This is a genomic window from Pedobacter roseus, assembly GCF_014395225.1.
Taxonomy (GTDB): Bacteria; Bacteroidota; Bacteroidia; order Sphingobacteriales; family Sphingobacteriaceae; genus Pedobacter; species Pedobacter roseus.
This window is the reverse complement of sequence record NZ_CP060723.1, coordinates 4,242,577-4,266,394: the sequence shown is the minus strand read 5'-3', so window position 1 is coordinate 4,266,394 and position 23,818 is coordinate 4,242,577. Positions and strand designations below refer to the sequence as shown.

Annotated in this window: 10 protein-coding genes; 4 read left to right on the top strand and 6 right to left on the bottom strand. The window is 39.2% G+C overall.

The features are described 5' to 3' along the window. The first annotated feature begins 226 nt into the window (after positions 1-226). Positions 227-3,013: a leucine--tRNA ligase gene (gene leuS / locus H9L23_RS17425; RefSeq protein WP_187591585.1), complete on the top strand. Its 2,787-nt coding sequence runs from the start codon at positions 227-229 to the stop codon at positions 3,011-3,013. A 167-nt stretch (positions 3,014-3,180) separates the two neighbouring features. On the opposite strand, the gene H9L23_RS17420 is transcribed toward leuS, so the two are convergent. Then, positions 3,181-4,482 carry a DEAD/DEAH box helicase gene (locus tag H9L23_RS17420; protein WP_187591583.1) on the bottom strand — a complete coding sequence of 434 codons (1,302 nt, stop codon included), beginning with the start codon at positions 4,480-4,482 and terminating at the stop codon, positions 3,181-3,183. Between the two features lie 581 nt (positions 4,483-5,063). Here H9L23_RS17420 and H9L23_RS17415 point away from each other — a divergent pair. Next, the gene (locus H9L23_RS17415) at positions 5,064-8,294 is read left to right on the top strand and encodes a SusC/RagA family TonB-linked outer membrane protein (RefSeq protein ID WP_187591582.1); all 3,231 of its coding nucleotides are present in this window, start codon (positions 5,064-5,066) and stop codon (positions 8,292-8,294) included. Between the two features lie 15 nt (positions 8,295-8,309). Continuing rightward, entirely contained in the window at positions 8,310-10,022 is a 1,713-nt protein-coding gene (locus H9L23_RS17410; RefSeq protein WP_187591581.1) for a RagB/SusD family nutrient uptake outer membrane protein, read from the top strand. Between the two features lie 125 nt (positions 10,023-10,147). Here the strand turns inward: H9L23_RS17410 and H9L23_RS17405 are convergent, their stop codons facing one another. Continuing rightward, positions 10,148-11,482, bottom strand: coding sequence for an MFS transporter (locus tag H9L23_RS17405; RefSeq protein ID WP_187591579.1), 1,335 nt, complete (start codon positions 11,480-11,482; stop codon positions 10,148-10,150). A 70-nt stretch (positions 11,483-11,552) separates the two neighbouring features. Further along, positions 11,553-12,890, bottom strand: a complete 1,338-nt coding sequence (locus tag H9L23_RS17400; RefSeq protein WP_187591578.1) for an APC family permease — start codon at positions 12,888-12,890, stop codon at positions 11,553-11,555. A gap of 561 nt (positions 12,891-13,451) precedes the next feature. Here H9L23_RS17400 and H9L23_RS17395 point away from each other — a divergent pair. Beyond that, complete coding sequence (locus tag H9L23_RS17395; protein WP_187591577.1) at positions 13,452-15,323, top strand: DNA topoisomerase IV subunit B; 1,872 nt, start codon at positions 13,452-13,454, stop codon at positions 15,321-15,323. Positions 15,324-15,429: 106 nt separating this feature from the next. Here the strand turns inward: H9L23_RS17395 and H9L23_RS17390 are convergent, their stop codons facing one another. From H9L23_RS17390 to H9L23_RS17380, 3 genes are read right to left on the bottom strand one after another with little or no spacing between them, the layout of a single operon-like run. Continuing rightward, positions 15,430-16,452 carry a YihY/virulence factor BrkB family protein gene (locus tag H9L23_RS17390; protein WP_187591576.1) on the bottom strand — a complete coding sequence of 341 codons (1,023 nt, stop codon included), beginning with the start codon at positions 16,450-16,452 and terminating at the stop codon, positions 15,430-15,432. A 7-nt stretch (positions 16,453-16,459) separates the two neighbouring features. After that, entirely contained in the window at positions 16,460-18,775 is a 2,316-nt protein-coding gene (tamL, locus tag H9L23_RS17385; RefSeq protein WP_187591575.1) for a translocation and assembly module lipoprotein TamL, read from the bottom strand. Then, the gene (locus tag H9L23_RS17380; protein WP_187591574.1) at positions 18,759-23,753 is read right to left on the bottom strand and encodes a translocation/assembly module TamB domain-containing protein; all 4,995 of its coding nucleotides are present in this window, start codon (positions 23,751-23,753) and stop codon (positions 18,759-18,761) included. The genes tamL and H9L23_RS17380 overlap by 17 nt, the downstream gene beginning before the upstream one ends. Positions 23,754-23,818 lie beyond the last annotated feature (65 nt).

Sequence of the window (23,818 nt, the reverse complement as noted above, 5' to 3'; positions counted from 1 at the left end):
CCCGCCTGCGCGGGAATGACGTAACGCTGAATAATTTTTCTTTAAAAAAATATTTGAAAAAATATTTAATCAGTTAGATGGTAATATCTGACTCCGCAAAAAGACGATATTTTAAACTTAACTTCTTCTTATTCTGTATTTCTGTTGGCAAAATAATATCATTAATCTCCTTTTTTAAGCCCCTTAATTTCCGTATTTTCGCCCCTTTAAAAATTTAAAACTTGCAATGGATTACCAATTCAAAGAAATAGAGCAAAAGTGGCAGAAATTCTGGGCAGATCATCAAACATTTAAAGCCGAAAGCAATTCTGATAAACCAAAATACTATGTGTTAGATATGTTTCCTTATCCATCAGGAGCAGGTTTACACGTTGGTCACCCACTGGGTTACATTGCATCAGATATTTTTTCGAGATACAAACGCCTTAAAGGCTTTAATGTATTGCACCCAATGGGGTACGATTCTTTCGGATTACCAGCAGAGCAATATGCGATACAGACCGGACAACATCCGGCCATTACCACTGAAGCAAACATTGCAACTTATCGCCGTCAGTTAGATCAGATTGGTTTTTCTTTCGACTGGAGCAGGGAAGTACGTACCAGTGAGCCATCTTATTACAAATGGACACAGTGGATTTTTATGCAGTTGTTCAATTCCTGGTATAACATCGAAAACGACAGGGCAGAAGATATTACCACCCTGATCGAAAAATTCAACGCATCGGGTACGGCTGATGTAAAAGCCGTTTCTGATGAAGATACCAAAGAATTTTTGCCAAGCGACTGGGCAACTTTTACAGATGAAGAGAAGCAGATCGAATTGTTAAAATACCGCTTAACTTATTTGCGTGAGAGTACTGTAAACTGGTGTGCAGCTTTAGGCACCGTTTTGGCGAATGATGAGGTAAAAGATGGTTTCTCTGAGCGTGGTGGTTTTCCGGTTGAGCAAAAGAAAATGATGCAGTGGAGTATGCGGATTACCGCTTATTCAGACAGGCTTCTGCAAGGTTTAGATACCATCGACTGGCCAGAGCCGATTAAAGAAATGCAACGCAACTGGATCGGTAAGAGTGTTGGCGCATCTGTTAAATTTCAGGTGGAAGGAAACGATAAACAAATCGAAGTCTTTACCACCCGCGTAGATACCATTTTTGGTGTTTCTTACCTCGTATTGGCTCCGGAACATGAATGGGTTGCTGAATTGACCACTCCTGAACAAAAAGAGGACATTGCAAATTATATTACCTTAACTAAAAAGAAATCGGAATTAGACCGTATGGCCGATACCAAAACAGTATCAGGTGCTTTTACGGGTACTTATGTGATAAATCCGGTAAGTGGTGAACGTGTTCAACTGTGGATTGCTGATTATGTATTGGCTGGTTACGGAACAGGTGCGGTAATGGGCGTGCCGAGTGGCGACCAGCGCGATTGGTTATTCGCAACACACTTTAATTTACCGATTATCCAGATTTTGGACGGACAAAAAGATATTGATGTGCAGGCTGATCCAACAAAAGAAGGAAAATACATTAATTCTGGTTTTATTAACGGATTAACTTATAAAGAAGCTGTAGCATTCTTGAATAATTGGTTAGAGGTAGAAAAAGTTGGAAAAGCCAAAGTGAATTTCCGTCAACGCGATGCGATTTTTGGTCGCCAGCGTTATTGGGGCGAGCCAATTCCGGTTTATTTTAAGGATGGATTGCCTTATCTGGTTAAAGAAGAAGAATTACCCTTGTTGCTTCCTGAAATTGATAAATATTTGCCAACCGAAACAGGTGAGCCACCATTGGCCAGGGCCGAAAACTGGTTGCCAAAAGATGGAGGTCATTACGAATTAAGCACCATGCCGGGTTGGGCAGGAAGCAGCTGGTACTGGTACCGTTATATGGATGCCAACAACAATAACGATTTTGCTTCAAAAGAGGCGGTTGAATACTGGAAAGATGTGGATTTATACATCGGCGGTTCTGAACATGCAACCGGTCACTTATTGTACAGCCGTTTCTGGAATAAATTTTTGAAAGATTTAGGTTATACCAAAGAGGAAGAGCCTTTCAAAAAACTGATTAATCAGGGGATGATCCAGGGTAGAAGTAATTTTGTTTACCGCATTAACGACGAGAACGGAAAACCTACCAATACTTATGTTTCTGCTGGTTTAAGAAAAGAATATAGAACTTCAGCCTTACATGTTGATGTAAACATTGTTGAAAACGATACTTTAGATTTAACCAAATTTAAAGCCTGGAGAGAAGAATATGCTAATGCAGAATTTATTCTTGAAGGCGGAAAATACATTTGTGGTGTTGAGGTTGAAAAGATGTCGAAATCAAAATTCAATGTGGTTAATCCCGATGATCTGATTGAGCGTTATGGTGCCGATACTTTGCGCATGTACGAAATGTTTCTAGGTCCGTTAGAGCAAAGTAAACCCTGGAATACTAATGGTATTGAAGGCGTATTTAAGTTCTTGCGTAAATTCTGGCGTTTGTTCCACAATGAAGACTGGGCTTTTCATGTAAACGATAACGTGCCTACCAAAGCAGAGCTGAAATCGCTGCATAAAATCATTAAAAAAGTACAGGATGATATCGAGCGTTTCTCGTTCAATACTTCAGTTTCGAGCTTTATGATTGCGGTAAATGAATTAACTGATCTGAAATGTAAAAACCGTCAGATTCTGGAAGATATGGTGATTATCCTTTCGCCTTATGCGCCACATATCTGCGAAGAACTTTGGGTACAATTGGGTAACGAAGCCGGAACTTTATCTTATACGGCTTTCCCAACATTTAAACCAGAATATCTGGTAGAAGATGAGTTTGCTTATCCGGTTTCCATCAACGGTAAAATGAAAATGAACCTGAACTTGAGTTTAACTTTAGCCCAACCAGAAGTAGAAGCAATTCTATTCGCAGATGAGCAGTTCCAGAAATTTTTGGATGGAAAACCGACTAAAAAAATCATTTTCGTTAAAGGAAAGATTATTAATGTAGTAGTGTAGGGAGGTAGAAGGCGAAAGGTAATAGGGTGGAGGGTTTACCTTGCGCTTGCCTGAGCTAGAAATATAAAAACCCGATTTGCGTTTTGCAGATCGGGTTTTTTGTTGAAAGTTATTTTAAGGTGGGTTTTCAGACCTTAAGCCTTGCTACCTTAAACCTTCTACCTTTTTTATCTATCTCCTCTTTTCCTGTTTCCGCCAAACCTTCTGTTATTGCTGGCGTTGCGCGGTTTGCCGCTCATGTTGCCATCACCACTTTTTTTGGCACCACCACCACCTTTCGATTGTGCCTGTGGTTTGCGTTTAACCTGGTTTTTAGCCAACATGCTTTCCCAGCTTAGCGGGTATGGATGATCATCCACAATGGGAAGCGTAATTTTAATCAGTTTCTGGATATCCAGTAAGTATTCGTTTTCTTCTGCATCACAGAACGAAATGGCGATACCGTTTGCACCAGCACGACCTGTACGGCCAATTCTGTGTACATAAGATTCAGGGATATTGGGTAATTCGAAATTGAAAACATGTGATAACTGATCGATATCAATACCACGTGCAGCAATATCAGTCGCTACTAAAACACGAATTTTTCTGTCTTTAAAATCTGTTAATGCTCTTTGACGCGCATTTTGCGATTTATTTCCGTGAATCGCAGCAGATTTTATGCCTGCATGGGCTAAATCTTTCACAATCCTGTCTGCACCGTGTTTGGTACGCGTAAAAACCAAAGCAGTTTCAATCTTTTTATCCTCCAAAAGGTGGATCAATAATTTCTTTTTATCGGGCTTATCTACAAAATAAACCGATTGAACAATCGTTTCGGCAGTAGAAGAAATAGGGGTAACCTCTACTTTTGTTGGACTTGATAAAATGGTATTGGCCAATTTCTGGATTTCATCAGGCATTGTAGCCGAGAAAAACAAAGTCTGTCGTTTTGTTGGCAATTTAGCTACCACTTTTTTCACATCGTGGATAAAGCCCATGTCCAGCATACGGTCGGCTTCATCCAATACAAATAGCTCGATGGTGTTTAAGCTGATAAAACCCTGGTTCATTAAGTCTAATAAACGGCCAGGCGTTGCTACTAAAATATCAATGCCTTTTCTTAATGCTTCAACCTGCGAGTGCTGGTTAACCCCTCCAAAAATTACCAGGTGGCGTAAATTTAAATTACGGCCATAAGCTTTAAAACTTTCTTCAATCTGGATGGCAAGCTCGCGTGTTGGCGTTAAAATTAAAGCCTTTATGTTTTTGGTTGCTTTGGTATTGATGTGTTTTTCGTGCAATAACTGCAACATCGGAATGGCGAAAGCAGCGGTTTTTCCGGTGCCAGTTTGTGCGCAGCCTAATAAATCTTTGCCTTTTAATATTGTTGGGATGGATTGCTCCTGTATTGGTGTAGGTTGTGTATAACCTTCGGTCTCAAGGGCCTTTAAAATTGGCTCAATGAGGTTTAATTCTTTGAATAACATGTATGTTTCTATGTAATATTTATCGAAGAAGCTAGAACGATCATTTATTGAAGGACTAACTTGCGGAGAGAATATGCCATTCAGAATGGCAAGCCCTTATTCCTGCTTCAGTGGCAAAGATACAAATTAAATATGGAAAATGTAAATAGGACCAATACATGTCATAACAGCTTGGATCAGCATTTTAATGCCTTACATTAAAACAATATTATTTAACTGCTATTTATTGAAAGATAAACTGTGATAAAAATTTGTGTATCTGTTGTTATTATTTTTTTTGTATATTTATTTTATGTTAAATGTATTTATTACGTTTATTTATTTTGTATTATAAATTAATGAAGTAAATAATATAATTTTCTAACCAACTATCTAACCAATTACTACAATATGAAAAAAACAGTACATCCCCTTTATGAGCATTCGACCCTGATTGATTTGCCCCAGATTTAAAAAGGCAAAAAAAAGGTCAATCTTAAATTATTACTAAAAAAATTGCAGCAAATTAAATTGTTGTGTGCTACCTATTGCCAATTTTTTTAGTTCAGTACCCTAAGTATCATTAACTATCATTATAACCTATGAAACAAAAACTATCTTTCTTCAGGAGGAGTTATGTTCTCTTGTGCCTGAGTATGCTGTTTGCAATCAAGGCAAATGCCCAAACCAAAGTAACCGGGAAAGTTACCGCGAGTGACGACAAACTCCCAATAGTCGGGGCAACCATAAAAATCAAAAACGGCCCTGGCGGCACTACCACCGATGCTAATGGTGCATTTTCTATTGCTGCAAAACCTGCCGATGTATTGGTGATTTCATTTATCGGCTACGGATCAAAAGAAATTACTGTAGGCACCCAAACCAATATGACTGTAGTTTTATTGGCCGAAAACAACAAATTATCAGAAGTGGTAGTAACCGGTTATTCGAGCCAGCGTAAAAAGGATCTTACAGGTGCTGTGGCCGTGGTGAGCATGGGCCTGTTAAAAGCCCAGCCAGCTGCCAGTGCAGTAGAAGCTTTACAGGGTAAGGCTACGGGGGTGCAGATTATAAACGATGGAGCGCCGGGTTCTACACCGCAGATCCGTATCAGGGGTATCAGTACTATCAATAACAATGAACCACTTTATGTGATTGATGGTGTTCCTTTCGAGGGTAAATTATCCTGGCTTAATCAAAACGATATCGAAAGTATGCAGGTATTGAAGGATGCTTCCTCAGCCTCTATTTACGGATCGCGGGCCAATAATGGTGTAGTAATTATTACCACTAAAAAAGGAGTGGCCGGAGCACCAAAAATTACGCTCGATTCTTACTATGGTACACAGGCCCCACGAAAAGGCAGCTTCCCTGAAATGATGAATCCACAGCAATATGCTCAATATGTATTTGATGGATATAAAAATGCTGGTAAAACAGTTGCTGCTGGTAAAAATTATGGATCAGGGCCAACTCCTGTATTGCCCGACTATCTGGTAGCAGGTTCGAAACTTGGCCAGGATGTTACCGCTGCAGATGCTGATCCTTCTAAATATAATTACAGCCGCGACCCTAATCTATTTTATCAGATTACAAGGGCAAATAAAGAAGGTACTAATTGGTTTGATGAGATTACCGAATCGGCACCGATCCAGAATTATCAGATCAGTGCTACAGGTGGTGGCGAAAATGCAACCTATACTTTTTCGGGCGGATACCTGGATCAGAAAGGAACGATCAAATACACTGGTTTTAAAAGGTATAATCTGAGGTCAAATACGAGTATATCTGCTTTTAATAAACATGTTCGTTTTGGCGAAAATGCGCAGTACAGTTATTCGGAAGGTTATGGTTTTGGTGTTAACCCCAATACGCCTGGAAGTTATCAGGATCAGGGCAGTGCACTGGGATGGGCTTACCGTATCCCTACCATTATCCCGGTTTACGATATTTCCGGAAATTTTGCCGGTAGTCGTGGAAGTCAGTTGGGAAATGCCGAAAACCCGCTTGCTTTCCTTTACCGTGCCAAGGATAATAAAAACAAAAGCAATTTCTTCTTCGGAAATGTTTTCGCTGAGGGCGATATCCTTCCAGGACTTGTATTGAGAACCAATTTTGGTTTGCGTTACGAAAACTTTAACGGTCTGTCTATGCGTTATCCAAACTTAGAATTTTCTGAAGGGAACAACTCCAATAACCTGAACGAATACCAGGGTTATAACACTGAATGGACCTGGAGCAATACTTTAAACTACAGTAAGGTTTTTAATGAGTTGCACCGTGTAAACGTCCTTGTTGGTACAGAAGCAATCAGATCAAGGTCCCGTCAGTTAAATGCGGGCAGAAATGATTTCTTTATTCTGGGCAATCAGGATTATTATTACCTGAGTACGGGTTCTTCCAATATCAGCAATACTAGTTTTGGTTCTATTGGTTCACTATTTTCTTTATTTGGAAAGGTAGATTATTCTTACCACGACCGTTATCTGGCAAGTATTACGTTCAGGCGTGATGGATCTTCAAACTTTGGTCCAAACAATAAATACGGTAATTACCCGGCGGCAAGTGTGGCCTGGAGATTATCGGAAGAGGAATTTATGAAGAGCATTAAATGGGTAAGCGATTTAAAACTTCGGGTAGGTTATGGACAAACCGGAAATCAGCGGATACCGCCATACCAGTATATTAACCGTTTCCAAAGTTCTATCATCAATTCTGCTTATGCTGTTGGTGGGGCAAATGGTTTAACTACCGGGGTTTGGCAAAATGCCTATCAAAATGCCGATGTAAAGTGGGAATCGTTAAAAGCGTTAAACATTGGACTTGATTTTAGTCTGTTGGGTGGTGCTGTAGACGGATCGGTTGATTGGTACAGTAAAAAAACATCAGACATGCTTTATAACCTTCCTTTACCATCCAGTGTGGTTGGTTTGGGCAGCTCACCATTTGTAAATATTGGCGATATGAGTAATAAAGGGATCGAGTTTAATGTCGCTTATCATTATGGCATCAAAGACAACAATCCGTTTAAGTTTGATATTGGACTGAATTTCTCTAAAAACAAAAATGAGATTGTAAGGTTAGCCCCTGGTATTTTTAACCAGATTTATGGCAACTACAGAAGTTTACAAACCAGTGTATTGCAGGAAGGCGCACCATTTGGTTCATTTTTTGGGTACAAAACTGCCGGGATTTACCAAAGTACTGCAGATATTCAGAGTAATCCATCGTATGCTGGTGCCAGGGTTGGTGGTTTGCGTTATCAGGACATTAACGGCGATGGGGTAATCGATCCTAAAGACCGGACCATTATCGGAGATCCAAATCCTAATTTTACCGCTGGGATAAACTTAAACGCATCTTACAAAAACTTTGATATTGCTGCATTTATTTATGGCGTTCAGGGCAATGATATTTTCCAGGCTACACGCTACTTTACCGATTTCCCTTCTTTTGATGGAGCTAAAAGTACAAGGTTGCTAAATGCATGGAGTCCTTCAAATCCAACCAGTCTTACACCTTCTGCTTATGCCGGCGCTTCAGACCTGGAGTTTGCCTCTTCGAGCTATTACATTCAGGACGGAAGTTTTTTAAGGTTAAAAAATATACAGCTTGGCTACTCAATCCCTACTGCCAAAGCATTTGGTGCCAATTCGCCAATCAGTAAATTGAGGGTATATGTAAGTGCAACCAATTTATTCACAATAACGAAATATACTGGTATGGACCCGGAGGTGAGTCAGATTACAGATACTTTCTCTGCTCCAGGGGTAGATCAGGGTGTTTATCCTTCTCCCCGTCAGTTTTTAATTGGTATTAATGTTGGATTTTAATTAAAAGAAACAAAGATGAAACATATAAAATATATCCTGCTCTCCTTCCTGATTTTTTCTACATTCTCTTGTAAGAAGGAATTTTTGAACCTGCAACCTCAGGGCGAGCTTACAGAATCGCAGTTAACCACACAAGATGGGGTAGAGGGTTTACTGGTAGGTGCTTATGGACTACTAAACGGTAATGTGAATGGTACTTATGGCAATTATGGTGCTGCACCGAGCCAATGGCTGTTTGGAGAAGTCGCTTCAGATAATGCCCATAAAGGCAGTAGTGTTGGCGATCAGCCTCCTATGAATGCCATTGAACAACATTCGCCAACCAGTACCAACGATAATTTATCCAATCTTTGGGACAGGTGTTTTGAAGGGATTCAACGTTGTAACAACACCCTTAAAATATTGGCTAATTTGCAGGCAGGCAATGGTTCGGCCAAATTTGACGATGCCCGCGCTAAAGAAATCCAGGGTGAAGCCCGTTTATTACGTGCGCATTATTATTTCTTTTTGGTAAGGGTATTTAAATCGGTTCCTTATGTTACCGAAGCCACTAGTGGTACATTTGTTCCAAACGATAAGGACATTTATCCAAATATTGTGACTGATCTTCAGTTTGCTGTAGCCAACCTAAGTACAACCAAGCCAAAAAACCAAAAAGGAAGGGTTGATAAATATGCTGCACAGGCTTATTTGGGGAAAGTTTTCTTATATCAGAAAAAATATACAGAAGCTTATGATCTGCTGAATGCGGTAATTTTGGCTAAAGCCGATCTAACCACCATGCCTTATGCAGATAATTTCGACATTACCAAAGAAGACGGACCAGAAACCATTATGTCGGTTCAACATTCGGTAGGTACGGATGGTACAGGTGGTGATAATGGAAACGTAGGCGATATCCTGAATTTCCCTTACGGAAACACCCCGATCAATTGTTGCGGTTTCTTTCAGCCTTCTATTGATCTCGCCAATTCATTTAAAGTGGATATAGCTGGTTTGCCGTTGTTGGATGGTAGCTACCGTACCAATCCTTATAAATCAGATTTCGGATTAACCGGCGCTGCAAAAGACAATTATGTGGTAGATAAAACGCTTCCATTAGATCCGCGTATAGAATCGACTATTGGCAGGCGTGGTGTTCCTTACCGCGATTGGGGTATAATGGCCGGCGATACTTGGATTCGTGATGCTTCAAATGGAGGTCCGTTTGTTGCCGTTAAAAATACAATAGAGGCTGCGCAGATTGCCAGTGGATCTGCGCCGGGTACCACCAATGTAACCGGGTTAAATGTAAACCTGATCCGCCTGGGTGATGTTTACCTCATGGCTGCAGAGTGTGCAGTAGAAAAAGGTGATCTGCCAAGGGCTTTAACCCTGGTGAATGCTGTAAGAGCCAGGGCAGCTAAAATAACACCTCAATCTATAAACGGGGTGCCAGCTGCAGCTTATAAGGTTAGTCAGTATGCCTCATTTCCAAATGATACCTACGCCAGAAATGCTGTACGTTTTGAACGCAGATTAGAATTGGCTATGGAAGGCCATCGTTTTTTCGATCTTGTGCGCTGGGGCATAGCCAAACAAACGCTGGAGAGCTATTTCTCATTTGAAGGTGGTTATTTCGACTATTTAAAAGGAATCAGTATAGAAAGCAGAGATGAGTATTTCCCTTTACCTCAGGATCAGATAGACAGGAGTAAAGGAACACTTAAACAAAGTCCGGGTTATTAGGAATTAGTTATGAATAAGGTACCTGAGTAGAGTGATGGTCATAAATAGACCATCACTCTACTCAGGTATTTTTTTGTATAAGTGTTTTTTTAGCAAACTCCCAACTCAAAACACCCGACTCCAAACTATTTTTCCTCTTTAAACCTGCTAAAAAACAGCAGTGCTATTAAGCAGAGCCCGAAACCTACAATTCCATTCAACCTTAAGCCGAAATCATTTCCAGGATCTTTGCCATAAATGGTAAGCATAGCGAAAATGGCGATGCCGAAGGTTTGACCAAGTTTTACAAAAAGATATTTCACGGCGAAGAACATGCCTTCGTGGTTTTCACCAGTTTCTAAAGTATCTTTCTGGGCAATATCGGCTAAGATGGCCGTAGGTAAAATACCCAGTGCCGCCAATGGAAAAGAAGCTGATAATACCAGGATATAAATCTGCGTATGCGGACCAAAAGGTAGTTTTCCTAAAAAGAAAATGGTGACGAAGATTAAGCACAGAACTCCAAAAGCAAATAAAACAAAAGGTTTTTTACCAATTTTAGCAGATCCAAAATTTACAATCGGGTAAAATAGCAAAGATGCTAAAACCATTGCGCCCATAAATTTCCCCCCTTCTGATTCGGGTAAACCCAATAATACGGTACAGAAGAACAATAAACCACTCGAAATAATGCTCAGTGCTGTATAAAACGCGAAATCAGAAATCAGGTAATATTTAAAATTGCTGTTTTTAAAAGTACTCTTAATAGCCGGCCACAAAGGTATATGGGTAGGTTTGGCTACCGAAAATTCTTTTTCGTTAATGAAAAAAATCGGCAATAACATCACCAGTCCAGATAAAATACACAAGCCCCATATAGCAATCTGAATGGCCTCGCTGCGGTTGGCTACATGAAAATTATCGGCTACCAGATCGGCAAAGTTGTTGGTACAGGCCGATAAAATAATCCCGATAACGAAGCCAACCTGCTGGTAACTGGACAGTTTAACCTTTTGCCTTGGGGTATTGGTTACTTCGGCCAGTAAAGCATTATACGGAATTATATATGTAGTTACCGATACGAAAAACAAACAAAGTGTGATGGTTAACCACCAGGCATTGTGCAGGCTTTCTGTTTTTTGGATGGGGTAAAAAACCAATCCGCAGAAAACCATTGCCGGAATAATGGCCCATTTCATAAAAGGCATTCTTCGGCCGTTTTTATTGGTGCTGGCATCACTTTTAGAGGCAATAAACGGATCGTAAATGGCATCTACCAGCCTACCCGATGCAGCGATAATGGAAAGGATATTAAAAGCACCCAATAAAACAAGTTGCGGCACCAATGGAGGTAAACCGGCATTGCTGGGTGGTAAGTAAAAATAGGGAAGCATTACGATGATAATGTTCGTCATCGTGCTCCAGCCAATCATACCGGCAGCATAAGCAATTTCTTGTTTTAAGGAGAGTGTTTTGTTCATTAAAATTTTTAAAAGTGTTTTCTAAACCTCGCAGGTTTTTAAAACCTGCGAGGTTTGAACCGTGAATAAACTATTTCTTATTAAACCACCTGCTCACAAAATAGATCGCCAGAAAGCCAACAAAAATATATAAACCATTCAGTGCAGCGTTTTGATCGTCAGCATAAATGCTAAAGGCAACAAAAGTGTAAGCCGCAATAAATATAATAGGCAATATAGGATATAATGGCACAGTGTAGATGGTTTTTTTATCAAGATGTGCCGTTCTTTTTCTCAGGATGAAAATGGTAGCCGCAGAACTGGCCATACTGATGCTTTCTAAGAAAATGGTGTAGTTTAAAATCTTATCAAAGGTTTTCGCATAAAAAATAATCACCACTGCAATTAAGGTGAAAACCGTTAAGCTTATGGTAATTACCTCTGTTTTTTTATTCATCCTGCTGAATATTTTCGGTAGGGCACCTTCTTCGCCCATGGCAAACATGGCCCTTGGGTTGCTTAGCAGGTTTACATTTACATAACCCATAACCGAGAAAAAGATGATTACTGAAAGTGCATTAAAGCCGGCAGGACCGAATATTTTGGAGGCCAATATCGCTGCAATACTTTCTGCCGATTTTAGTTCTTCGAAACCGATTACCTTTACATACACATAATTAATGGCCAGGTAAAGGATTACAATAATGGTTAAACCGATAATAATGGAACGTGGAATTACTTTTTTGGCTTCTTTAACTTCGCCACCAAAGTTGATGGTTTGGGCATAACCTGCATAAGAAAACGAAACAGCAATTAAACACAAACCCAAAGCTTTTCCATAATCACTCCAGGTAGGTAAAGCACCTGTTGCAGTTTTAAAAACAGGAGTAACCGTCTCTGTTTGTCCACCGAAAAATACCGCGCAAATTAGCGTTAAAATCATCCCTATCTTAATTACCGTTAGCACATTCTGCGTTTTAGAACTTGCTTTTAAGCCTAAAAGGTTAATGAAATAGAATATTAAAATGGTGGTGATGGCAATGGCTACCCGATAAGTTTCAGTCTGTTTATCAAGAGGCAGTATAATTTTACTCAGGTATTCTGCACCGATAATCGAAATTGCCGCTACAGAAGCCGCACTCGAAATAATAACGATGCAGTTAATGGCAAAAGCAATGGAGGGATGGTATGCCGAAGAAAATATTTTATAATAACCGCCAGTAACAGGATACCGCGAACCAATTTCGGCGTAGGTTAAGGCACCACAAAAGGCCACAAAACCACCGATAAACCAGGCCAGGTAAAAAAGTTCAGGAATTTGTGCTTTGGCTGCTACATTTACAGGCGTACGGAACACACCCATTCCAATGACCAAACTCACCACAATCATGGATAAATCGAAGAGCGAAAGCTGTTTCTTTTGTTGCATTAAATAGAATTTTGAATAATGGGATGAAGATAGGGAAAATTGAATGATTGAATGAGAGAATGTTTGAATGGGGGGAAGGTGATTGGTTCATTGGTCATTAGTTGATTAGTGGACGGACAGGTTGCCCAGGCTTCATTATTAAGTGTTGGAATGTTTTAAAGTTGAAAGGTTTTAGATGTTGTGATTTATTGATTGGTCATTGGTTCATGGTTTGATGGCTCATGGTTGATAGCCTATGGGCATATTGACAATCGACTACAAGAGAGTGAGCATCAACTTCCAGACTATTAACTATCAAACCATGAACTATCAACCACAAAGTGATCACTAACTATTCAACTAATGACACATGAACTATTGAACCACAATATACCTCTTCCATCCTTTTGTTGAAATTTTCTTTTGCGAGCCTCACAGAATAAATCTATTATTGTATGATAATTCTGAAGAGTTTATTTGAAAATATTTTTATTTCAATCATCAGGGTTATTTCTACAAATTCTTCATCACTTTGCAAATCAAAAATGTAAAGTTTTCAAATGGAGAGCAGATAAACACAGTATGGCAGAAGTAATTTATAACGACGACAGTATCCGTTCATTAGATTGGAAAGAGCACATCAGGCTTCGTCCCGGGATGTACATTGGTAAACTTGGCGATGGTTCTGCCCAGGATGACGGTATTTACGTATTATTAAAGGAAATTGTAGATAACTCCATCGATGAGTTTGTAATGGGTACCGGAAAAACCATCGAAATTACCCTTTCCGAACAGAAAGTTAATATTCGCGATTATGGTCGTGGGATCCCTTTAGGTAAAGTAATCGATTGTGTGAGCAAGATCAATACAGGTGGTAAATACGATAGCAATGCCTTCCAAAAATCTGTCGGTTTAAATGGGGTAGGTACCAAGGCTGTTAATGCGCTTTCTACCAGTTTTACTGTACAATCGTATCGTGATGGAAAAACAAAAAAAGTAGAATTTTCTAAAGGAGAAATTGTAACCGAGCAACCTATTATTGATACCACACAACGTAACGGTACCGCAATTACTTTTTATCCTGACGAAACCATTTTCAGAAACTACCATTATATTCCTGATTTTGTAGAGAGCATGGTATGGAACTATGTTTTCTTAAACACAGGTTTAACCGTAAATTTCAATAACCAGAAATATTTTTCGGAAAGAGGGTTGTACGATCTGCTTTCTAAATTTAATAAGCCTGAAGAAATCCGTTATCCGATTATCCACATGATTGGGCCGGATATCGAAATTGCAATGACCCACGGCCAGCAATATGGCGAAGATTACCATTCGTTTGTAAACGGACAGCATACTACGCAGGGTGGAACACACCAGGCGGCTTTCAGGGCTGCGGTAGTGAAGACTGTCCGTGAGTTTTACAAAAAAGAGTTTGATGCGGCCGATGTCCGTTCTTCAATCATTGCAGCAATTTCTGTCCGCGTACAGGAACCGGTTTTCGAATCGCAGACTAAAACCAAGTTAGGTTCTCAAAACATGGGACCGGAAGGGCCATCGGTAGCTACTTTCATCAACGATTTTGTTAAAAAGGAATTGGATGATTATCTGCATAAAAATAAAGATGTTGCTGATGCCTTAGAGAAAAGGATTCTTCAATCGGAAAGGGAGCGGAAAGATATTGCCGGGATTAAAAAACTGGCAAACGACAGGGCTAAAAAGGCATCGCTGCACAATAAAAAACTGCGCGATTGTAAGGTGCATTTCAATACTACGCACGAGAAACGTTACGAAACTACCTTATTTATTACCGAGGGAGATTCTGCATCGGGTTCGATCACCAAATCACGTGATGTAGATTGTCAGGCGGTATTTAGTTTAAAGGGTAAGCCGTTAAACTGTTACGAGCTCACCAAAAAAGTGGTTTACGAAAACGAAGAATTTAATCTTTTACAGCACGCTTTAAACATTGAAGATGGCTTGGAAGGACTGCATTATAACAACATTGTAATTGCAACGGATGCCGATGTAGATGGGATGCACATCCGTTTACTGATGATGACTTTCTTTCTGCAGTTTTTTCCTGATCTGGTAAAAGCTGGGCATGTTTATATTCTACAAACGCCGCTTTTCAGGGTGAGGAATAAAAAGGAAACCATTTATTGTTACAGTGATGAGGAGCGTAGAAATGCAATCGAAAAACTGGGTAATAAACCCGAAATCACCCGATTTAAAGGTTTGGGAGAAATCTCGCCTGATGAATTTGGATTGTTTATCGGAAAAGACATCAGGTTAGACCCTGTTATTCTAAAAGATCAGACCATTAAGAGCCTGCTCGAATACTACATGGGCAAAAATACGCCTGACAGGCAACAACACATTATCCGTAACCTGCGTGTTGAGAAGGATGAGGTACAGGAAGAACCTAAAGTGATTACGGAAGAAGTAGCTTAAAAAAGAAAGTCGAGTTTTAAAAGAACTTGACTTTTTTGTTTAAGTGCATTTAAAAGGTCCTTCGACTTCGCTCAGGATTACAATCTCGAAGGGAATATCTATAGAATTATTCCTTATTCACTTCAACCGTATCTTCCGGGTGTTGTGGTGGCAGTACATCTACCTTTTTCTCTACAATAGTAATTTTGGTGAACACCGCATATTTACTAGGAGCGATGCCGTTATCATATTTTTCGGCATAAGCCTGGGTAAATTCTGCCCCAAAATATAAGATAATAGATGTGTAATAAATCCACAGTAAAATGACGATGATCGAACTGGCTGCCCCAAATGCAGAGCCTGGATTACCTTTTTCAATATAAATTCCAATCAGGTATTTGCCCAGACTAAAAAGAACAGCGGTAAATAATGCCCCAATTATTGCTGATTTCCAACGGATGATCACATCGGGTAGTACTTTAAAAATAATAGTAAAAACAGCAGTAACTGCGGCAAGGGTAATTACATTATTTAAAATGTAAAACAGCAATTGCATGGTATCATTTGCTACAGGAATTACCTTATCTATGTCACTTTTAGAAACCAATGAACCCAGCTTGTCACCCAAACCTACTACAATAGTGTTAATCACCAGTGAAACAAGTAGTAAAAAGCCCATAGATACAATCAATGAAAATGAAAGTAATCTATTTGTTAGCATTTTTAGCCATCCTTTTTTAGGGATAGCCTTTACCTTCCATATGATGTTAATGCTATCTTGTATTTCGATAAAAATAGCTGTAGCTCCGACAATTAGCGTACCTATACCAATAATTAAACCAATGGTAGATTGCCCGGATTTATTGGCATGCTCTACAAAACCCTGAATTTGTGTAGCAGCCTCTTTGCCAACCATTTCTGTAATCTGCCCATAAAACTGACCTCTTGTTTCATCATTTCTTTTGTCGCCAAAAAATAAAGTAGCGGCAGACAGCATAATAATAATCAGTGGTGTAAGCGAGAAAATAGTATAATAAGCAAGTGAAGCACTTAATTTAGTTACCCTATCTTCAACAAAACCCTTTCCGGCAGCAATAAAGAGGTGATAAAGCGCAATAAAGAAGTTTTTGATCCTGGTGATTACTTTCATCGAAAAATTAAAACGGATATCCTATTCCTATGTTAAAAATTAAATTCTGTTTGCGCCAATCTTTATTGCCAAAGGCAATATCATCAACTACCCATCTCTGTCCTTCGGGCAGGTAAGGTTTGCGCAGAGGGAAAGCCACATCTAAACGTATTACAAAAATAGTGGCATCAACACGTAAACCTGCGCCAGTACCTACAGCCAGCTCGTTAAAAGCATTTTTTAACTTAAAGCCTGATCCAAGTCTCGCCGTTTCTGGTTTGCCTGGTTCTCCAAGGTCTTCTTTCCTTAACCAGATATTACCTGCATCAACAAATAATGCGCCATAAAGCACACTCACTATCTTAAACCGAAGTTCTGAGTTGAGCATTAATTTTATATCACCACCCTGATCGGCAAAAATTGCCGAATCTGGCACTTTATAAGTACCCGGACCTAAAGTACGTGCCGGAAAGGCCCTGATATCGTTACTACCCCCTGCGAAGAACTGCCTTACAAATGGTAATGAAGTACTATTACCATAGGCATAACCATAACCCAGGTTTAACCTATTGGCCCATACCAGGTTTTTTTTAATTTTATAATAATCCCTTAAATCTGCCTCAACTCTTATAAACTGCGATAGTGGTACATTAAAAAGGGCACGTTTCCCTTCATCATTCTTGGGCACAAAAGCACCCCATACATTACCGCCGGTTTCTAAACCGCCATAGAAATAGGTATTATTTCTCCGGTTATCTTCCATCTGGTTAGTATAGGTAAAGTTGTAATTACTACCAATAATAAACTGCTTGTCTAAAGTAGTCCTTAACAGAGGATTCGCATCGTATAAACTATCTCGAACACGATCACTTGGAAAAGCAGTAGAAATGTAACTGATTGATATTGGATTAAAATTATGCTCCTTATATAGATTTTCTTTAAAATTATAACCGAATTCTCCTTTAAAAGCATTCAGGGTATATTCTGAACCACGGTTAAGCATCTGATAAGATACCGAAGTGATCGTTTTCGGAATAAAGGCCGTGGTGCTATTTGGTTTATAAAAAGGAACAATAAACCTTGGGAAAGTCAGTTTGGCTTCGGCTGTTAACGATAAGGAGTTTTTGCCTAAAGAAGTTCCTTTGGTCTGTGTTTCAAAACCACCGCTTACGCTTATATCTAACTGTTCTGCATTTCTGAACAGGTTTCTAGTGGTTTGGGTAACCTTTACTTCAGAACCCACAAAGTTGTTCGATTTACTTGTTCCGGTAACAGAAAAAGTAAGTGAGTTTTTCTTTAAAGGGATTAAATAAATATTCAGGTCGAGCTCGTTATTTTTGAAACTATCAACTGGTAAAAATTCTGCCCTTACATCCTGAAAAGCACCCACATTTACCATCCGGTTTAACGATTGGTTATGATCTTTACGGTTATAAAGCTCACCTTTTTGAAAGAATACCAGCCTGTCGAAAAGTCTTGGTTTAAAGGTATTCTTGTCATCATATATATTGAAATCTTTATATTCCAATGGCTTTAATTTTCTCAGCGTGCTATCTCTCCTTAACGAATAATTAGGGTAGATATTGATGTTTTTGATAGTGTAAGGTTTTAAACCTGCATCAGGAGCGATGTCTTTTACCTTCACCGATACATTAACCAGGTTTTTACCAATGGTGCTATCTACCTGCATAATTAAATAATCAGGACTGAAGTAGAAATAACCACTTTCTTTCAGGTCGTTATCAATCCTGATCCTTTCATTTTTATAGGTGTCGATATCATAATAATCACCAACCTTTAACAAGGTTTTACCTTTGTTGGCATTGATGATTTTAGTTAATACACCCGAATCAGGCGGGAAAGTAATTTTATTGATTTTATAGCGCTCGCCAGTAACAGCGGTATAAATGGCCTTACCTTTCTTATCTTTAACAACAGTATCGCCGGTAACATCGGCCTGCAGGTATCCTTCGCTGATTAAATAGCTAGATAATACATCATTATTATATTTTAGCTTTACTTCACTCAACAGCACAGGTGGTTCTCCCTGCCTGCGCAGCCAGTTTCTAAGGCCTTTTGGCTTTTTAGGTTCACCAGCAAGATTATAAATACCAAGTTTATACTTTACACCTAAAATTGATTTATTAGGGCGTGGCCTGGTTTTAGCTTCTAAATCGGATTTAATTTGCTTTTCATTATCAATTTTCCCCGAAGTATCGGGATTGATTTTTACTTCGGCACCAGTGTATAAAATTTGTCCCGGTTTTAACGATTTGGTGCTACTGCAAGCCGCCCAAACTAAACAGGCCAATAAAAATAAAAGAGGTCTAGTTAGTTTTCTCATCTTGTGCTTTCTGTTCAATGTTTCTTATTCTTCTAATTCTTTTCTTCTGGAAGATCTCTTTAAATTTATTATAATCTACTACCAGCGTAAAACCAAGGCCTGTTTCAACAATCTGCCCCTGTACAATCATGTCGTTCTGGTTTCTGCGGTAAGCCCTTAAACGGTACCTGCCATCGGCAGAGAGGGCATACTCCACATTTACGTTGCCTGCAATATTGGTCGATTTTTCTCCCGGTGCCTGCGGTCCTTCTAAAGCAAATGAACTTCCTACCGTAACGGTTAAGCGATCATTTAATAGCTTTTTAGATAGGCCCACTTCTAAATCAGTTTTTTGCTGCATCGAGCCTGTAGAGTAATCTTCAGATGAATTTACCCCGAAGTTAAGGTCAACACCCTGAATCAGATCGGATGTTAAATTGTTTAATTGCTCGGTTAAAAGTTTACTTACACTAGAGCGGGCCAGGGTAGAAACACCACCGCCACCACCAGCTAAACTCTGAAAAGGATTGTTTGCTATAAACCTGTTTAAGGCAAGTAGAGCGAAAACCTGTTTGTTCAGCTCACTTTCATCACGGTTTACGTTAAGTAATTTGGTGTAAACGATGCCGCCTAATGCACCACGTTCGTTTTCTGGTAAATCTAATTTAAATGAGATAACCGGCTTCAATAATTCGCCTTTCATCATTAAATATACCTGGAAAGGCAATTTGGTTTTAGCCTGTGTATTAGATGGATCATTAATCAGGTCGATAGGAGCCGCGTTAACCTCGTACAAAGCACTCAGGTTAACATTTGCTGTTGTTGGCTCACCTGTCCAGATGATGGTACTTCCTTTTACCAGTTTAAATTCTTTTTTGCCCAATGGACCAACCGATAGGTTATAAGAACCGTCAATAATTTCATAACGTCCTGTTAAACTGATTTTACCACTTGGATCCATCGTTGCGTTTAGGTTGGCATCGCCTTTAACGTTAAGCGCATCTCCATTTGATGGATCAACCACCACATTCAGTTCAGCCTCAGGATCAATCGTAATGGCAGCAACAAGGTTGATTCCCTTCATTGCCGATTTACTCACACTATCAACTTTTAAAGCTTTTTGTCCGTTAAATGGTGGTGCGTCGGCATCGATAAATTGCACAATTCCGTCCTGATCAATAATTGAAGGATCGCTTGATGGCAATGCAAAAAAGAATTTGGTTCCTTTATTTACCTTGATGTTCATATTTACATCAGGTTGGTTTAAATCTCCGCGAACTTTAATATTGCTGGTTAAAAATACCGTTCCGTAGATCAGGTCATTATCCGCTGCCGTGGAATTGATTGCCCTGAAATTGTTCATTCTGATATCTAAACCAAAACGGTAATTTTTAAAATCACTGGTATAAACTTTTCCATTGATGGTTGCCTTTTGATTTAAGGAATCAATCAGCGTGAAGTTATTAAAACTGATGCCTTCATTTGTAAATGAAATCTTCTCGTTAGGCATGCGGAAATATGAATTTACATAAGCCACTTTGATGCCCGCATTATTGAAAGTTAGATCACCCAATATTTTTGGAGCGGTTAAGGCACCTTTAACGGTAAGCGCCCCGGTTAAGGTACCTGTGCCATTTTTAAGCTGACCTGCAGATAAACTCTCAATATTTTTCATTTCGATTTTATCGATATTCACCGTAAGATCTAAGGCGCTTTGAGGTGCGGTGTAATAAAATCCATTTACCCTTAACTCGTGCACGCCGGTTAATGCCACGTTTACTTCGAATGCATTTTCAGTGTTGTTGTTTACGGCTAAACGTAAGGTACCCAACTGATCTTTCTGATAACGCAGCTGATCGATGGTTAAGTTGGCTTCGAATTTTGGTGTACTGGCCAGATCTTTAACATTTGCGGTTCCGTTTAAACGGCCACCAACCAGCGTAGTGTCGGTTTCGGCAAATTTGGTTAAGGTTTCCAGTTGGAAATCTTTAAACTCTACAGCCAAAGGTGCATTAGGCTGGGTAGGGTTGCTATTAATGGATAGTGACTGCCCGCTGTTGCTGATCTGAAATTGGTTAACCAATATACCCGATGCTCCAAACTGAATGTAATTATCCTGCGAAACCACCCATTTTTGATAATCGAGCAATAACTTCTGAGGATCTAAAGTAAATTTAAAATCTTTATTGATTGATTGGAAATTACCACCGATTACATATTTGTTTTTGCGTTGCCTGTCACGTAAGAAAATATTAACGCCCAAATTGTTATTCGCAGCATCACCGCTTACTTCAGTATTGAAAAGCGCTATAGACGGACTTTGAAGGCTTTTAACGGTTAAACTATAGTCTAATTTATTATTATCGTTATTGATGTTTAAAACCGTGGTATCTACTTTGAAATCGCCATAAACTACCTGCGGGAAATTACCTTTAATCTGCAGGCTATCTTTTTGAGTATCGATCAATCCGTAAAACTGCGATTGTTTAAACACCGTTAATTCAGGTACGAAGTTCTTTAATAATTTAGAATCGTAAACCTGAACAAAAAACCTTAAACGCTGATCGGGAACCTTGGTAACGGTGCCAAAAGCATAATATTTATTAATTTCGTTGATTATTGCACTACCTATTTTGGTCAGCTGGTATTTGCCGTCAATTTTTGCTGAAAGTATTTCAGATTTTAGGGTCAGTTCGTTTTCGGTTGCGGTAGATTTTGCACGGATCGAAATCGTATCAACGTTAACTTTTTGTTTGTCTTTTACCAATTGTAAGCCGGTAACATCAACCGATCCATTCAAATAATCGGCATCGGCAGTGGTCAGGTCTACTTTAACCACACCGGCGGCACTTAAAACCGTCGGACTAAAGTTTAAAGCCTGAAGGTTAACCTGTTTTAAATTCAGATCAGCCTTTACTGCCGGATATTTACCCGCCATATTTACTTTCGCATCTAAATTAAAGTTGGCGTTGCTATCGGGCATGCTACTTTTAATACTGATGTTCTGGTTGCTATAATTTCCGGCAAGGCTTAAATTGCGGTAGGTATATTTATTATAATAAGCACTTAATACCTTTGCATTAAACCTGGCATTAATTTTTTTAGGATCGAGCCCTGTACCAGCCACATTGGCCTTTACCGAAACGCGGCCCAGTTTAGGCTGCATTTTTAACAACCTGCCTACGTTGAAGTTGCTTAAACTGATATCTGCCTTGTAACTTTCTTTACCTTTCGGCCCATTCATGCCTGCAACCACCACAGCACCACCCATATCGGTATTGATGTTCAGGTTGGTGTTGAAATCAGTCATTGAGCCTTTAAAATTACCTTTCGCATCGATTACGTTAGGTAGTTCGATTGAAGGCGGAAGTGACTTTTTAGGTACAGCGACTAAAATATCACCTTTGGTGACGTGAAGTTTTTTAATGTTTAAATCCAGGAAGGTTTTTTTGATATCGGGCAAGCCTTTGGCTTTTCCACTGATATCAATCTGTGTATTTTTTAACCCGCTGATCTGCAGTTTCGGGATATTGAGGTTATTTAAATAGCCGTTAACATCAGCATTGATTTTTATTTTTTCATTGCGGTAGTTGGCCGGTACGGCATTACTAAAGTATCCGGCATCTTTTAAACCAATGGTGGTATTTTTAAGGGCAATGTTTAGTTTTACGCGTTCAGGATGTTTGGTTAAATCTTCCATTGAGGTGAAATTTAACTCAGTTGCGTTCTCGATAGAAGTATTTGGTGTTTTCAGGATAAAATTGCTCAGCTTAATCTGTTTATCGTTATACACGGCATCACCACGCAATTCGTCCAATACAAATCCACTTTTCTCTTTCAAGGAGCCATTTTTAACATTGGCTTTGATACCTGCTGCGCTATAACTTACATCGCTAGCCCCCAAATTAAGCTGGTTAATTTTAAGGTGATTAAAATCCATTCCTTTAGGGGCAGGTTTTGCGCCCAGGTTATCGAATTGTACGTTGTTATCAGCCAAACTGATATTTTTGATCATCAGGCCCAATGGCGACTTTTCTGGCACCACGGTATCTTTAACCTTTTTTAAATCGTTGCTAGGAGCAGGTTTAAAGGCAAAAAGGATATTCGATTTGTTTAAATGTGCATCATCAACTGAATATTTGCTATTGGTTAAATCTACTTTCAGGTTAGCCAGGCCAAGATCATTGACTGTGGCAATGGCTTTAGTGGTCGAAATCTGGTCGTCGTAATTTACCTTTACATTACTAAAAACAAAGTTCTGTACCTCAATTAGTGGCAATTTACCCTGCTTTTTCTCTGCACTATCCACACTGTTAGTAATATGCTGCACGAGTTTAACCAATGGTTTTTGCTGTAAATAACGCAATGAAGTATTCACCAGGCTTAGTTCTTTAATTACATAATGCTGGTTGGCCAGATCAAAATCCTTGATCTTTGTTTTAAACGCACCTAAATACAATTTCACATCGTTACCGGCCACATCATCGCGGTAATTAATGCCTATATCTTCGAACGAAACTTTATCAACAGAGAATTTGAGGGTAGAGGTGGTATCTTCTTTTACCTTTTCCTCCGGTTTTTTCTGATCGCTTGCAAAAGCATCCACCAGGAAAGAAAAATTAAATGTTGTGTCGGGACTAATACGCTTCACATTTGCGCGTACATTTTTTAGTTCAATGTTATTAATCTCAACGGTGTTTTTTAACAGCTTAAATAAGCTGATGTCGACAGCAAGTTTTTCGGCATATAATAAGGTATCGCCTTTGCGGTCTTCGATGTAGAATTTGTTTAAAACCACGTCTTTTGGCAAAGCAATTTTAATGCTTTCTAAACTAACTTCTGTGTTGGTTTTGCTTTTAAGGTAGTTTATGGCTTTGCCTTTAACAAAATTCTGAACGGCAGGAATATTTAAAGACAGGGCTATACCCACCACCAGAATGATGATGGAAGCAATTACCCACAATAAAATTTTGAGACTTTTACGTACGTATTTATTCAAAGCTAAGCGTGTTTGGTGTCAACTAAATGCCAAAAGCATGCCATTAATGTTAAATTTAAGGCAGT